Annotated in this window: 13 protein-coding genes; 5 read left to right on the top strand and 8 right to left on the bottom strand. The window is 37.5% G+C overall.

Going from position 1 to position 14253, the window contains the following annotated elements:
* Nucleotides 1–12: 12 nt before the first annotated feature.
* From DN394_RS12095 to mtnK, 3 genes are read right to left on the bottom strand one after another with little or no spacing between them, the layout of a single operon-like run.
* Nucleotides 13–654, bottom strand: coding sequence for an L-fuculose-phosphate aldolase (locus DN394_RS12095; protein ID WP_060486889.1), 642 nt, complete (start codon nucleotides 652–654; stop codon nucleotides 13–15).
* 54 nt (nucleotides 655–708) lie between these two features.
* Nucleotides 709–1752, bottom strand: coding sequence for an S-methyl-5-thioribose-1-phosphate isomerase (gene mtnA / locus DN394_RS12100; RefSeq protein WP_097917473.1), 1044 nt, complete (start codon nucleotides 1750–1752; stop codon nucleotides 709–711).
* A 12-nt stretch (nucleotides 1753–1764) separates the two neighbouring features.
* Nucleotides 1765–2994 (bottom strand): S-methyl-5-thioribose kinase, encoded by a 1230-nt coding sequence (gene mtnK, locus DN394_RS12105; protein ID WP_097917474.1) that lies wholly within the window; start codon nucleotides 2992–2994, stop codon nucleotides 1765–1767.
* A 588-nt stretch (nucleotides 2995–3582) separates the two neighbouring features.
* Here mtnK and ahpC point away from each other — a divergent pair.
* Together ahpC and ahpF are read left to right on the top strand one after the other, a co-directional pair.
* Nucleotides 3583–4146: an alkyl hydroperoxide reductase subunit C gene (gene ahpC / locus DN394_RS12110; RefSeq protein WP_000924420.1), complete on the top strand. Its 564-nt coding sequence runs from the start codon at nucleotides 3583–3585 to the stop codon at nucleotides 4144–4146.
* A gap of 14 nt (nucleotides 4147–4160) precedes the next feature.
* The gene (ahpF, locus tag DN394_RS12115; RefSeq protein WP_097917475.1) at nucleotides 4161–5687 is read left to right on the top strand and encodes an alkyl hydroperoxide reductase subunit F; all 1527 of its coding nucleotides are present in this window, start codon (nucleotides 4161–4163) and stop codon (nucleotides 5685–5687) included.
* Nucleotides 5688–5822: 135 nt separating this feature from the next.
* On the opposite strand, the gene DN394_RS12120 is transcribed toward ahpF, so the two are convergent.
* On the bottom strand, nucleotides 5823–6431 hold the full coding sequence (locus tag DN394_RS12120; protein WP_060486886.1) for an SAM-dependent methyltransferase: 609 nt from the start codon (nucleotides 6429–6431) through the stop codon (nucleotides 5823–5825).
* Between the two features lie 193 nt (nucleotides 6432–6624).
* Nucleotides 6625–7740 (bottom strand): M20 peptidase aminoacylase family protein, encoded by a 1116-nt coding sequence (locus tag DN394_RS12125; protein WP_097917476.1) that lies wholly within the window; start codon nucleotides 7738–7740, stop codon nucleotides 6625–6627.
* A gap of 276 nt (nucleotides 7741–8016) precedes the next feature.
* On the opposite strand from DN394_RS12125, the gene nhaC reads away from it, so the two are divergent.
* Entirely contained in the window at nucleotides 8017–9438 is a 1422-nt protein-coding gene (gene nhaC / locus DN394_RS12130) for a Na+/H+ antiporter NhaC (RefSeq protein ID WP_048567181.1), read from the top strand.
* On the opposite strand, the gene DN394_RS12135 is transcribed toward nhaC, so the two are convergent.
* Entirely contained in the window at nucleotides 9427–10698 is a 1272-nt protein-coding gene (locus DN394_RS12135; RefSeq protein WP_149293825.1) for a transcriptional regulator, read from the bottom strand. The genes nhaC and DN394_RS12135 overlap by 12 nt on opposite strands.
* Before the next feature lie 92 nt (nucleotides 10699–10790).
* Here DN394_RS12135 and DN394_RS12140 point away from each other — a divergent pair, with 92 nt between their 5' ends.
* Nucleotides 10791–11900, top strand: a complete 1110-nt coding sequence (locus DN394_RS12140) for a mandelate racemase/muconate lactonizing enzyme family protein (protein WP_149293826.1) — start codon at nucleotides 10791–10793, stop codon at nucleotides 11898–11900.
* A gap of 14 nt (nucleotides 11901–11914) precedes the next feature.
* A complete protein-coding gene (locus tag DN394_RS12145; RefSeq protein ID WP_149293827.1) occupies nucleotides 11915–12610 on the top strand; it encodes a GNAT family N-acetyltransferase in 696 nt (231 codons plus the stop codon).
* Nucleotides 12611–12789: 179 nt separating this feature from the next.
* On the opposite strand, the gene DN394_RS12150 is transcribed toward DN394_RS12145, so the two are convergent.
* Together DN394_RS12150 and DN394_RS12155 are read right to left on the bottom strand one after the other, a co-directional pair.
* Complete coding sequence (locus DN394_RS12150; protein WP_098849286.1) at nucleotides 12790–13497, bottom strand: M48 family metallopeptidase; 708 nt, start codon at nucleotides 13495–13497, stop codon at nucleotides 12790–12792.
* 95 nt (nucleotides 13498–13592) lie between these two features.
* The gene (locus DN394_RS12155) at nucleotides 13593–14111 is read right to left on the bottom strand and encodes a YehS family protein (protein WP_149293828.1); all 519 of its coding nucleotides are present in this window, start codon (nucleotides 14109–14111) and stop codon (nucleotides 13593–13595) included.
* Nucleotides 14112–14253 lie beyond the last annotated feature (142 nt).

Genomic DNA, 14253 nt, shown 5'->3' on the forward strand with positions numbered 1-14253 from the left:
TTTTATTTCATTCTACTGCTGTCCATACCCTTCAAACTTCTTCGCCAAATTCGCCATCTCATCTTCTGGCAATAGCTTCGGCTCTCCGACGCTTTTCGTTTGATAATAAATTTGCGCACAAAACTCAATTTCTTCTGCAACAGTAAACGCCATTTTTATGTTATTTGCACCTGCAATTAAACCGTGGTTCTCAAGTAAAACGGCACGGCGATCAATCATTCCTTCAAAAGCAGCATCTGCTAGTTGCTTCGTACCAAATGTTTCATACGGTGCACAGCGAACATTCGGGCCTGCGAAAGCAATTAAATATGATACAGCAGGAAGCTCCCACCCTAATGATGCAATCGTCTTCGCATAAGGTGAATGTGTATGCACAAGCGCATTTATATCTTCACGATTTCTATAATAAATAAGGTGCATATCGAGCTCGCTTGACGGTTTTCTCTCTCCCTCTACCACTTCACCATCTAAGTTTAATATAACTACATCTTCAGGTTTTGTTTCATAATACTCTAAACCACTTGGGCTAATCGCAACAAGACCTCGTTCACGATCGAAGATACTAATATTACCCCCAGTCCCCTTTGTTAAACCACTAGAGATCATTTTCTTTCCGTACGCTACAATTTCTTCTCTTTCTTTTTGTAATAACATATACATCCCCCTAAGTATGAAGCTTATGATGACTGACTTTTTAAATCTATCTACTTATTGAAATAGCTTTTTTAAGTTCTCCGTAAACGGTGCTTTTACAATCCCTTTTTCCGTAATAATCGCTGTTACATTTTCATATGGCGTAACATCAAAGGCCGGATTATATACTTTACTTTCTTTCGGAGCAGAATATTGTCCGAAGCGATTAATCACTTCAGAAGCATCTCTTTCCTCAATTGGAATTTCTTTTCCTGTCGGTGTTTTTAAGTCAATTGTCGGTGTTGGTGCTGCTACATAAAACGGAATGTTGTAGTATTTCGCTAGAATAGATACGCCTAATGTCCCAATTTTATTTGCTACATCACCGTTTGCTGCCACACGGTCACATCCAACGATTACCGCATCAATCTTTCCTTGTGACATGACCATAGCCGCCATATTATCCGTAATAACAGTAACATCAATCCCCGCTCGTTGTAGTTCTAATGCTGTTAACGTTGAACCTTGTAATCTTGGACGTGTTTCATCTGAAAAGATTTTTAAGTCCCATCCTTTTTCTTTCGCTAAGTACATTGGAGCTGTCGCAGTACCATACTTAGTCGTCGCTAACGCACCAGCATTACAATGTGTTAATACACCCATTCCATCATGGAATAATGTTAATGCATGTTCTCCGATTTGACGGTTAATTTCTTCATCTTCTCTATGAATCTCTTTTGCCTCTTCTAGTAATCTATCTTTCAACTGAGCGATTGATAAGTGCGCGTTCTCTGTCGCTACCGCTTCCATTCTTTCAAGTGCCCAGAATAAATTTACTGCTGTCGGCCTTGATGTTGCCAAATATGCACATACCTTTTTGACTTCCTCTATACATTCTTCCACCGTACTTTGAGTAACTTCCTTAGCTCCTAAATACACACCATAAGCTGCTGAAACACCAATCGCTGGTGCTCCTCGTACTTTCATTACTTGAATGGCATCCCACACACTTTCAGCTGTCTTGAAAGATTCATAGACAACCTCATTCGGTAATAATGTTTGATCTAATAAAACTAAAGCATCATCTTTCCACTGAATGGGTATTAATTGCTCTTCCATCATCTTCTCCCCTTACTTCGCGTAGTGCATTGACTGTTCTTTTAACGTTTCTACAAAACTTGTGCCTGTTTTATATTGATTAGCCCGTAAAATAAATTTCTTCGCTACTTGAAGACAAATGCGTTCTGCTCTAGCACGTGCTTCCTCATTCTCGATACAAGTAATATCCTTTACTTTCGCTAGCCCAACAATACGACGAATTAACTCAAGGCCCGTCACTGCAGCTGTATCCTCTAATACAGATTGTAAATATACTTCGTTAAAGCCTTCTTCCTTCGCCATAATCTCGGTCACATGAATATTCCAAGCATCTAAAAACTTCTTCTTAAATAAATCAATTACCTCTACCATTGTCGATTGTAGCCAACCCATATACGTATCTTTCTCAGCTCCAAGCGCCATGGTCGCATCTGCATTCACCCAAGCAAACATTAAATTCGCCATTACATTCCCAACGTCATATCCCATTGGTCCATAAAAGGCAAACTCAGGATCAATAATCTTCGTGGAATCATTTTTCACAAAAACAGAACCAGTATGCAGATCACCATGAATAAGCGCCTGTGCATTCGTCATAAAAGAAAACTTAAGTTTTGCTACTTCCATACGAAGCTCTTTATCACTATAAATATGCTCTCTAATCCATCCTTCATTTAACGTAAATAACTCGTTACGCTTATTATGATTTGTAAATGGCTCAGCGTAGACGAGGTCTTCTGTAATCTCACATAATTCAGGATTTATATAATTCTTCACAAGTTCCTTCTTCTCTTTATGATTCATTACAACATCCGATGTTAATAAGAGTGTGTTTACCAAAAAAGTCGTTACATCGTCAGCAAGCCTCGGAAATATTTGATGATTTATAAGTGCTGTACGTAATATTGTATGGTCCGATAAATCTTCCATTACGCAACAATTCATCACACTATCAAACAAATATACCTTTGGAACAAGCCCAGGTGCTAACTCCTCCTCTAACTGCAAAACATCTGATTCTATACGAATACGATTCGTCGACAACTTAAACTCATCTGAAATGCGTGCTGTATGCCCAGCTTGCTTTACAATGACAGAAATATTCTTCTGTTCATCCCAAACGCGGAATACATAATTTAAATTACCATCGCCTATTTCTTCACACTGTAACCCCTTTGCATGTTCGAACTTAGGTAATTTCTCTTGCACATATGCAATCACATCTTTAGCTTCCATTAAAAAATACTTTGTGAACTTAGACATGGTTTCCCCTCCACACTAATTGTAAGCGTTTTCTAAAGGTCGTAAAAAATAATAGGGTGAAATTTTTTCATCCTATATTATATCTTCTTCTTTTTGAAAGGTATATCTAGGTTTTATTATATCTTGTTAGCACCTTGAGTCAATGTTTCTATATCATTGCAATATACTTCCTAATTATATATTTGAGATGACAAAAATTGTTCAAAAAGATTCTAATTCATTTTATTTTATTTATCGCACAATTCTTTGTAAAATAGAAATAAGCAATCCTTTTCAAATCCACAACTTCTAAGAAATATTCCCTTCCTAACAATTTATACTTACACCATGTCTCTAACATACGCACTACTCTTTTACATACTCGTTGAAAATCGATTACATGAAAACTACCTTTTAATTCTCTAACAACCTTAATTGAGAATAAATATTAATTAAATTGATATAAAGTTGGTTTATTCACTTGACAAAATAACCACTTCTATATGATAATTAATATCGAATTAGAATTATTATAGTTAATTAAAAAATATATTTTATGAGCACACTATTTTTTGATGCTCAAAACCAACATTTAGGAGGAATTTTAATATGTTATTAATCGGCACAGAAGTAAAACCGTTTAAAGCTAATGCTTACCATAATGGAGAATTTATCCAAGTTACTGACGAAAGTTTAAAAGGAAAATGGAGTGTAGTTTGTTTCTACCCAGCTGACTTCACATTCGTTTGCCCAACTGAACTTGAAGACTTACAAAACCAATATGCAACTCTTAAAGACTTAGGCGTTGAAGTATACTCTGTATCTACAGACACTCACTTCACTCACAAAGCATGGCATGATAGCTCAGAAACTATCGGCAAAATCGAATACATTATGATTGGTGACCCAACTCGCACAATCACTACAAACTTCAACGTTTTAATGGAAGAAGAAGGTCTTGCTGCTCGTGGTACATTCATCATCGATCCAGACGGCGTTATCCAATCTATGGAAATCAATGCTGACGGTATCGGCCGTGACGCAAGCATTCTTGTTAACAAAATTAAAGCAGCTCAATACGTACGTAACAACCCAGGTGAAGTTTGCCCAGCTAAATGGCAAGAGGGTTCTGCAACACTTAAACCAAGCCTTGACCTTGTAGGCAAAATCTAAGGAGTTCGATCAAAATGATACTAGATGCAGATATAAAAACACAACTATCCCAATACCTTCAGTTAATGGAGAACGATATTTTACTTAAAGTAAGCGCTGGAGACGACGACGTATCTAAAGATATGTTAGCTCTAGTAGACGAATTAGCTACTATGTCATCTAAGATTACAGTAGAAAAAGTTGAATTAGAGAGAACACCAAGCTTTAGCGTAAATCGCCCTGATGAAGACACTGGTGTCGTATTCGCTGGTATTCCATTAGGACACGAATTTACTTCATTAGTGTTAGCTTTACTACAAGTAAGTGGACGCGCTCCAAAAGTTGAACAAAAATTAATCGATCAAATTAAAAACATTCAAGGCGAATATCATTTTGAATCTTATATCAGCCTAAGTTGTCATAACTGTCCTGATGTTGTACAAGCTCTTAACGTAATGAGCGTTCTAAACTCTGGTATTACACATACTATGATTGATGGCGCTGCATTCAAAGAGGAAGTAGAAAGCAAAGACATCATGGCAGTACCAACAGTTTTCCTAAACGGCGAATCTTTCGGAAGCGGTCGTATGACACTTGAAGAAATTTTAGCTAAAATGGGTAACGGTCCAGATGCATCAGAGCTTTCTGATAAAGATCCATACGATGTTCTTGTTGTTGGTGGCGGCCCTGCTGGTGCAAGTGCAGCAATTTATGCAGCACGTAAAGGCATCCGCACTGGTATCGTTGCTGAGCGCTTCGGTGGTCAAGTAATGGATACTATGGGTATTGAGAACTTCATCAGCGTAAAACGTACTGAAGGTCCTAAGCTAGTAGCAAGTCTTGAAGAGCACGTAAAAGAATACGACATCGATGTAATGAATCTACAACGTGCAAAACGTTTAGAGAAAAAAGAACTTATTGAAGTGGAACTTGAAAACGGCGCTATTCTGAAAAGTAAGAGCGTAATCGTTTCAACAGGTGCTCGCTGGCGTAACGTTGGCGTACCAGGTGAAGCTGAGTTCAAAAATAAAGGTGTAGCATACTGCCCACACTGTGACGGTCCATTATTCATCGGAAAAGACGTAGCAGTTATCGGCGGAGGTAACTCTGGTATTGAAGCAGCTATCGACTTAGCAGGTATCGTTAAGCACGTAACTGTTCTTGAATTCATGCCAGAATTAAAAGCTGATGCTGTATTACAAGAGCGTCTTAACAGCTTACCAAACGTAACTGTTCTGAAAAACGTTCAAACGAAAGAAATCACTGGTACTGATAAAGTAAACGGTATTTCTTACATCGATCGTGAAACTGAAGAAGTTCATCACGTTGAATTACAAGGTGTATTCGTACAAATCGGTCTTGTGCCAAACACAGACTGGTTAGGCGAAACAGTTGAACGCGCTCGCGGTGAAATCGTAACAGACAAGCACGGAGCTACGAACGTACCAGGAGTGTTTGCTGCAGGTGACTGTACAAATAATCCGTACAAACAAATCATCATCTCTATGGGTTCAGGTGCAAACGCAGCTTTAGGTGCATTTGATTACTTAATCCGTAACTAATTTATAGACGTGAGTAAAAGACGCGCTCCCAATTGGGAGCGTGTCTTTTTTTATTACATTATATGATCGTCAAATTCCTTCCAGCATATTAAAGATATCGTCTGATAATATTGCTACTCCCCAAGCACCCATACATTAACACTCCAATCTATACACTAAAAACCTCTCATTCCCATTCTTCTCATAAGCACCTGGCAATCTAACTTCCCTCTTTAATTCAAACGCAGTCTGATTTTCTAAGAAGAAAATATAGTCCTCAGAAGGATAATATAAAATAATATCCACTTCTCTCTCTATTTCCTCTACCGAAAGCAAAATGTTATTTACTACGTTCATAAACACTTGTACAGAAAATGGATTAAAGAAATAAAACCGATTATCACGTGGATCAATCTCATATTGCTGCGCTAAACAACATTCAAATCCAATTTTATCTTTACTGTTTCTTACCTTGCGTGCATATCGTTCAAGATTATCCATTGCTTCTTTATAAAACTCTTCATTCATTTCAATTCCAACCGCTGAAGCGCCACACTTATGGTGCATGTAAAAGTTTAATCGTCCTTTTCCACATCCAAAGTCTACAATCTGGTCGCTACTTCTTATTTCATATTGATTCAATAGCTCATCTAATCCGCTATATGGCGTCGGTTCATAACGGTGATAGTGCATAGACTTGTTAAAGCCCTTTTGCTCACCGACAGTTTTTATATGTAATACAGCATCGTAATATTGTTCGTTCATTCGTCTTCTCCTATTAAGAAATGGTACTTATTATTATACACCATGTACTGGAGACTCATTTTGCATCAAGTTAACTGGTACGTGAAATTATATAAATGATTTTCTGAATATATCTATCGTAACTTAAAATATATCAACGATTTTTTCAATATATCGACTTAACGACAAATTCCTACAAGAAAACAGGAGCTCTCTAGCCCCTGTCTTCTAATACCTTTAATACAGTTTGCTTCAATATTTCTACTCCATCCATAATACAACTATGATCGAACTTCATATACGGATGGTGTAATCCAGGTTGTAGATTTGCACCTAGTCCAAGCATGACAGCTTTTAAATGTGGTCTCTTCACTGTGTAGTAATGAAAATCATCGCTTCCTGTCGTATACAGCGGTCCAGTGCACCCCTCTTCCCCGTACACTTCAAGAATGCCTTTTCGCATAAAGCGCTCAGCTTCTTCTGAAACTTCAGCTCCTGGTGCAAGATCAATCCATTTGTATGAAGTTTCCGATCCCATCGATGCGGCCGATTCTATTACATGCTCTATTTTTTTCTTCAATTCTTCTAATAATGTATTACTCTCTGCCCTAACATCTAAACTAAAATGCCCGTTACCTGGAATGATATTTAAATTATCTCCACCAGCCTGGCACCTTGTCATCTTCACTGAATATGAACTTTGCGGTGGTAGCCATATATTTTTTAAACCGATATTGATCATAGAAATGACATCAATTGCATTTATCCCTTGATGCGGGCGTGCCCCATGTGCATCATCTCCATGAATCGTTCCTTCTAAAAATCCTGCTGCTCCGTGACGAATAGATGGGGCAGCTTGTTTCAAAGGTAGTTCTTCAATCGGTCTTAGATGAACACCAAATAAGAAGTCAGCATCATCCACAGCACCCTTCTCTACCATCTTTAAAGAACCATTTCCTTTTTCCTCTGCCGGCTGAAAAATAAATCTAACCGTTCCACTATCCCATCTCATATTTTTCAATTGTAAAATAAGCCCCATCACAATTGTCATATGAGCATCGTGACCACATGAATGATTCGCTTTAAACTCTCCGTCCACTTCTTGCCAAAGTGCATCCATATCGGCACGAATTGCAATTACTGGATTTCCGCTTCCAATTTCAGCAATCACGCCTGGGCAATCATCAAATATTTTATATGAAATTCCTTCTTCTTTTAAAAAGTTAGTAATATACGCTGTCGTTTCATACTCTTTCCAACTCACTTCAGGGTTTTCATGTAAATGCTGAAAAATTTCAGTTAACCGCTCTTGTAATTCTAATGTTTTCAAAGCTACATTCTCCTTCCCAAATTTCAAAACCATTCAGGTTAATTATACTTATGAAAAACAGATGTTTTTATGAACATATTGAATTTTAAGAAAAAAGTCAATTGTTTATTTTTAAATACGATCGACAACTTATTTCCACTCACTTTATAACGATAGAACATTCCTTATTTTCTGTTTTTTATTGACGCTCATATCAATTTTTAGTTATTATAATTTAATAACGTCTATTTTGCGACAATTCTAAAAATACAAACATACATAATGAGGAGGCAATTTATGAAAAAAGAAATACCTTTTGGCGTAGCAATAATCCCTATTATCATTACAGTTGCAGTTATGATGGTTACAATTGTTTTATTAAAACAAAGCCCTCACGTCCCACTTATTATCGGTACGACCGTTGCTTCTATTGTCGCTTGGCGTTACGGTTACAAATGGAATGATCTTGAAGAAGCAATGTATAAAGGAATTCGTCTTGCATTACCCGCTATCGTCATTATTATTCTTGTTGGCTTAACAATCGGTGCTTGGATTGGCGGTGGAATCGTCGCAACAATGATTTATTACGGTTTAAAACTTTTAACTCCATCACTATTTTTAGTATCCATTACCATTATCTGTTCTATCGTTGCATTAGCGATTGGTAGCTCTTGGTCTACAATGGGAACAATTGGTGTTGCCGGAATGGGCATTGGTCTAAGTATGGGTATTCCAGCTCCAATGGTTGCTGGTGCCATTATTTCAGGTTCTTATTTCGGCGATAAAATGTCACCGCTTTCAGACACAACAAACTTAGCCGCAGGATTAACAAATACAGATTTATTCGCACATATTCGTCATATGTTATTTACTACAATTCCAGGTTTAATTATTACTCTTATCGTCTATGCTTTCTTAGGAAGAAGCTTCGGTGATAACAATATTGATGCGCAAAGCATCGATCAAACATTACAAGTCTTACAACAAAACTTTGTTATTTCACCTTTCCTATTAATCATACCCGTAGCCGTTATGGTATTGGTCGCTAAAAAGGTCCCAGCTATACCAGCGATTCTCGTAGGTATTATTTTAGGTTTCCTATCACAAGTCTTTATTCAAGGTGGTTCTGTCTCATCAGCTGTCGGTGCACTCCAAGCTGGATTTGTTATAGACACTGGCAACAAGCTAGTAGACGAACTATTTAACCGCGGTGGCTTAGATTCGATGATGAATACAGTATCTATGACAATTGTCGCTATGACTTTCGGAGGAGTACTAGAACATACAGGAATTCTTCGCTCAATTGTAAATCAAATTTTAAAGTTAGCAAAATCAGCAAAAGGGCTTATCGCTTCTACTATTGCTTCGTGCTTTGCAACAAACCTTACTTGCTCTGAACAATATATTTCAATTGTTGTCCCTTCAAGAATGTATGCAAATGCATACACTGAAAAAGGACTACATTCTAAAAATTTATCCAGAGCATTAGAAGATGGTGGAACATTAACTTCTGTCTTCGTTCCTTGGAATACGTGCGGTGTATTTATTCTAGCTACACTTGGCGTCGGTGCATTTGAATATGCTCCTTATGCTATCTTGAATTTCATCGTACCTATTATTTCAATCATTTATGGTATAACTGGTTTCACAATTGTAAAACTATCAGACATTGAAAAAGCAGAACTAATAAAAAAACAAAAGGCTCAACTAGAAGCTTAAAGATACCGGTAAATTCATTTCATATATTGCGCGAGGGCGCCCTTGTTGATAGGGCATTTCCTCGCCGCAAATATGAGCATACCCATAATCAACTAGTTTCTTTAATAACCTTTCTGTTGATCGCCGAGTTACTTGTAAGTATTCAGAAAGATCCGCTGCTGTAAACTTCAATGACGGATGTGATTGACTAAATTGAATAATTTTTGACAAGTTGGCTGGACTAAGTTTCGTTTCCTTCGCTATTTTTATGAGTTCTGGGTTGTCATTCTTCAAACTTTGTACTCTCTGTTCTTTCGGGAACGGACCAAATAGTTCTTTATCACTTGTTAGTATATAAAAACAGTGGTCTATTGGATTATTCTTCGCGAAACTTTGAGCGATTTTAGCATTTTGCTCCGCTTCTTTCACAGTTTTTCCGTAACCAAATCCAATAGCTATCGTTCCTTCTATACTCGCAAATAAATGATTTATCATATTTGTTTTTATAATTGATTCAATATCACCACGAGTCGTATACAAAATGAACGTCATTTCATCAACTTTTTTAAATGAACCACGTAGTTCTTTTGAAATGACATCTAATTGCTCAAGCAAACCTTCTCGTAATTCTAAAGAAGAAATCATACAAGCACCAACAGTAGCTGAATGGCTTTTTGCTAACTCAGCTTTTATTTTCGCATCTTTTAACCCATGTATAATGGATTGCTTCGGATCTACCATGCGCTCTGAAGGAATACCTATTTTTTGAAGTTCATCATAGACAGCGTGAATACTAGTTAAAGCTAAATGAGCCTCTCCAGATTCATATTTAGCTATGTGAAAATCCATAACTCTATTTATTTCATCTTTACTCCACAGCATATTTTCATAATCTAACACTTGTGGACTTTCTTTTATACCGATATCATGGAACACATTTGTAATGAATGAGCGGTCTACTAAATCAATTGAAATGTGCTGTGGTTGAATACCTTGGTGATACATGACAGAAAGAATGGAAGATGCGACAGTTGTCTCGTCTTGCTGTAAGTACGTACTTGGAATTCCTAATTGTTCTCTTATTTCTTTTGCCATATAATAAGGTAAAGCACCTGAGAAAAAGATGGAATCACAAGGCTTTAAACGCTTTAATAGTTCAGAAGATTCTGCCGGATGAAGATAAATATATGGATCAATCTCTATTTCTTCTAGTTTATGAGCAATAGGTAAAAGATTCTCCATAAACTCCTTTGAACCGACAACTGCAATTTTTATCATCATTTCTCTAACTCCTTATCATTAATTAACGACCATTTAACGTCAACTATATCAAATGTACAAAACTATTGTAAACAGGAAGGGGTCTCTACCCAATGAAAATTACAGCTATTCATCTTTACGCAATTCGTTTACCGCTTCGCGATCCGTTTGTTATTAGTTATGGTTCTTATTCTGATATGCCTTCTGTTATCGTCAAAATGGAAACAGATGAAGGCATTATCGGATACGGTGAGGGCGTCGCTGATGATCACGTTACAGGCGAATCATGGGAAAGTACTTTCCATACTTTAAAACATACACTTGCTCCTGCGCTCATTGGGCAAAATCCAATGAATATCGAGAAAATACACGATATGATGGACAATACAATTTACGGTGTTCCTACTGCGAAGGCCGCGATTGATATTGCTTGTTTTGATATAATGGGCAAAAAACTAAATCAACCTGTATATCAATTAATTGGCGGACGCTACCATGAAGACTTCCCTGTCACTCACGTCTTAAGTATCGCCGAACCTGAAGACATGGCTGAAGAAGCTGCTTCCATGATTCAAAAAGGTTACCAATCTTTCAAAATGAAAGTCGGTACGAATGTAAAAGAAGATGTAAAAAGAATTGAAGCGGTACGTGAACGTGTAGGAAATGATATTGCAATTCGCGTTGATGTAAACCAAGGATGGAAAAATAGCGCCAACACATTAACGGCACTTCGTTCATTAGGTCATTTAAACATCGACTGGATTGAACAGCCTGTTGTCGCAGACGATATTGACGCAATGGCTCACATTCGTTCTAAAACAGACCTTCCGCTTATGATCGATGAAGGATTAAAAGGTTCTCGTGAAATGCGCCAAATCATTAAATTAGACGCGGCTGATAAAGTAAATATAAAACTAATGAAATGCGGCGGCATATATCCCGCTGTAAAACTCGCTCATCAAGCAGAAATGGCCGGCATTGAATGCCAAGTTGGATCCATGGTCGAATCATCCGTTGCCTCTTCCGCAGGATTCCATGTCGCTTTCTCGAAAAAAATCATTACGAGCGTTGAACTTACAGGTCCATTAAAGTTCACGAAAGAAATCGGAAACTTACATTACGACGTACCATTTATTCGCTTAAACGAAAAGCCAGGACTCGGCATTGAAATAAATGAAGATACATTACAAGAACTAACCGTCTTTCAAGACGTTGTACGCTAAAGGAGGACTAACGCATGACAGTGCTATACAAAGGATCATTAAAACATAATAACGATCCATTTGACGTTACATTACTATCACTAGAGCACATCGATCAAATTTTATCACTACAAAACGTTGTGGTTGAAGCGCTAGAGGATAAAAGTCGCTTACAACCACTCTCGCTAGAAGAGTTTCAATACATTCTAGAAGGAAACGGCATGATGATCGGTGCTTTTATCGAAAACGAACTCATCGCATTTCGTGCCCTACTCGTCCCTCCTATCGACGAAGAACATTTAGGACTTGATATTGGCATACCAGAAAGCGAACTACATCGCGTCATCTATCAAGAAATTTCAAATGTTCACCCGAACAGCCGAGGAAATGGGATGCAAAAAATATTAGCGACAGTCATCATGGACGAATTACAAAAAGAAGATAGCAAATACGATTACGTTTGCTGCACCGTTGCTCCTTTTAACATTCCGAGTTTGAAGGATAAATTTGCGCAAGGGATGGAGATTGCTGCGCTGAAGGAAAAGTATGGTGGGAGTCTGCGGTATGTTTTTGTGAAGGAATTGCGTGAGAATAAGGAAAGAGATTGGTCCGATGTTAAGAGCGTTCCGATGAGTGATGCTGGTGGACAGCAGGCGTTGCTTTCGGAGGGGTATCGTGGGTATGAACTGAAGAAAGTGGACGGAGATTTTGTTGTGAAGTTTGGGCGATGATCTATATGCTCGAAAAAAGGAGATGTCCCTTGTGACATCTCCTTTTTTTCGAGCCTTTGAACAATTCTGTGGTAAATGAAATTATATCAACGATTTTTCGAATATATCTATCATAACTCACAATATATCAACGATTCGACAAGGAATATCGATTTACCGACAAAAATCGATATCCCTTCCTAAACCGTCATCTTCCAACTAGATAACGCTAACCAATTCTCCATTTCCTTATAATCAGGCATTATCTTCCCGACAAGGCGCCAAAAAGAACGATCATGATTTAAATGCACCATATGACACATTTCATGAACAACTACATAGTCAATTACTTGCTGAGGTGCCATCGCTAGTTTCCAATTAAATGTTAGCTGTAAATTTGAATCACACGTTCCCCACGTACGACTACTATCTGTAATACGAATAGAACGCGGTTTTGTTTTGAAGTTACTTTGATGCACCTTAATACTCTTCTCTACTAATGACTTACACTGCTTATAGTAAAATCGTTTTAAAGCTTGTTGTATTTTCTCATCCTTAAGCTCTTTCACATAAATATGTAGCTTATCCTCTTTAAACACTGCATTGTCTTGCGTAATATTTGCATCTTGAGAAATCTGTATCGGATACGTATGTCCTAAATACAGAAAGCCCTCTCCTTGATCATAATCCTTTTCCTGTGGTCCAAGCGCTCGCTCCTGCATTTCCTTACGTGTTGTCTGGATCCAATCCCACTTCTCCTCTAGCAACTGGACTAAGTATTCAACAGGTGTTCCCTTTGGGGCCTGCACTTCCACATTTCCGTACGAATCTACAAAAAGACGCACCGACTTTTTCTTTTTATAAGTTATATGAAAATTAATCGTCTCACCTAAATATGTATGTACCATTTCATCACCTAGCATATTATTTTTACAAATAAAAAAGAGTAGGATACAAACGCCCTACTCTACCTATTATATCATTTGCTGCTTTAACAAACTCATTACCCTCTATACTTTACACCTAATCCCTTAATGAAATTCCTTGCGTATCTATCGCCGCACTCTTTGTAATTTTTATGACCTTTCTTTCTTAATAGGGCTCCTAATTCTCCCTTTGTTACCGTAACGCCTACGCTATCTAATATATCAAGTACATCCTCACTCGTTAAAGATAGTGCAATTTTCATTTTCTTTAGAAGAAGATTATTCGCACTCTCTTTGCTTTGTACAGGTGCCGGTTGTCCAGGTTTCGGATCTTGCTTCCCTCTTTTTAAAGTAATAAATCCATTGAAAAATGCCTCTAACATCATCATGTCGCATGTTAATACGTACTCATCTTCAGCCACATCATCATTTTCAGATTCATGCTGAGGTGCTCTCTTTATTTTTGTAAGCATATCAACTACATCTTCTTTCGTTACTTCCATACCACCAAGTTTAAAGATTTCTACCATATCTATATCTCTTATATCTAAAGCGTACCTTACTCTTTTTAATATATCGTTGTTGCTCATTGCCATTGTTTTGCCTCCTGAAATGTTGATTATCTTAATGCTTTTAGCATGTATAAATGAATGTCGTTAAGTTACTACTTTAACATTTTAGGGGGAGGTTTTGTAGTCTTAGGTGGATTAATGCTTGTGGGGATGATTTTATTTATTA

The sequence above is a fragment of the Bacillus sp. BB081 genome, assembly GCF_008368895.1.
Lineage (GTDB): Bacteria > Bacillota > Bacilli > Bacillales > Bacillaceae_G > Bacillus_A > Bacillus_A wiedmannii.

Bases quoted from the DNA above. Each gene is read 5' to 3' on its own strand.
- DN394_RS12095 (WP_060486889.1), bottom strand. From the start codon at position 654: ATGTTATTACAAAAAGAAAGAGAAGAAATTGTAGCGTACGGAAAGAAA.
- mtnA (WP_097917473.1), bottom strand. From the start codon at position 1,752: ATGGAAGAGCAATTAATACCCATTCAGTGGAAAGATGATGCTTTAGTT.
- mtnK (WP_097917474.1), bottom strand. From the start codon at position 2,994: ATGTCTAAGTTCACAAAGTATTTTTTAATGGAAGCTAAAGATGTGATT.
- ahpC (WP_000924420.1), top strand. From the start codon at position 3,583: ATGTTATTAATCGGCACAGAAGTAAAACCGTTTAAAGCTAATGCTTAC.
- ahpF (WP_097917475.1), top strand. From the start codon at position 4,161: ATGATACTAGATGCAGATATAAAAACACAACTATCCCAATACCTTCAG.
- DN394_RS12120 (WP_060486886.1), bottom strand. From the start codon at position 6,431: ATGAACGAACAATATTACGATGCTGTATTACATATAAAAACTGTCGGT.
- nhaC (WP_048567181.1), top strand. From the start codon at position 8,017: ATGAAAAAAGAAATACCTTTTGGCGTAGCAATAATCCCTATTATCATT.
- DN394_RS12135 (WP_149293825.1), bottom strand. From the start codon at position 10,698: ATGATGATAAAAATTGCAGTTGTCGGTTCAAAGGAGTTTATGGAGAAT.
- DN394_RS12140 (WP_149293826.1), top strand. From the start codon at position 10,791: ATGAAAATTACAGCTATTCATCTTTACGCAATTCGTTTACCGCTTCGC.
- DN394_RS12145 (WP_149293827.1), top strand. From the start codon at position 11,915: ATGACAGTGCTATACAAAGGATCATTAAAACATAATAACGATCCATTT.
- DN394_RS12150 (WP_098849286.1), bottom strand. From the start codon at position 13,497: ATGGTACATACATATTTAGGTGAGACGATTAATTTTCATATAACTTAT.
- DN394_RS12155 (WP_149293828.1), bottom strand. From the start codon at position 14,111: ATGGCAATGAGCAACAACGATATATTAAAAAGAGTAAGGTACGCTTTA.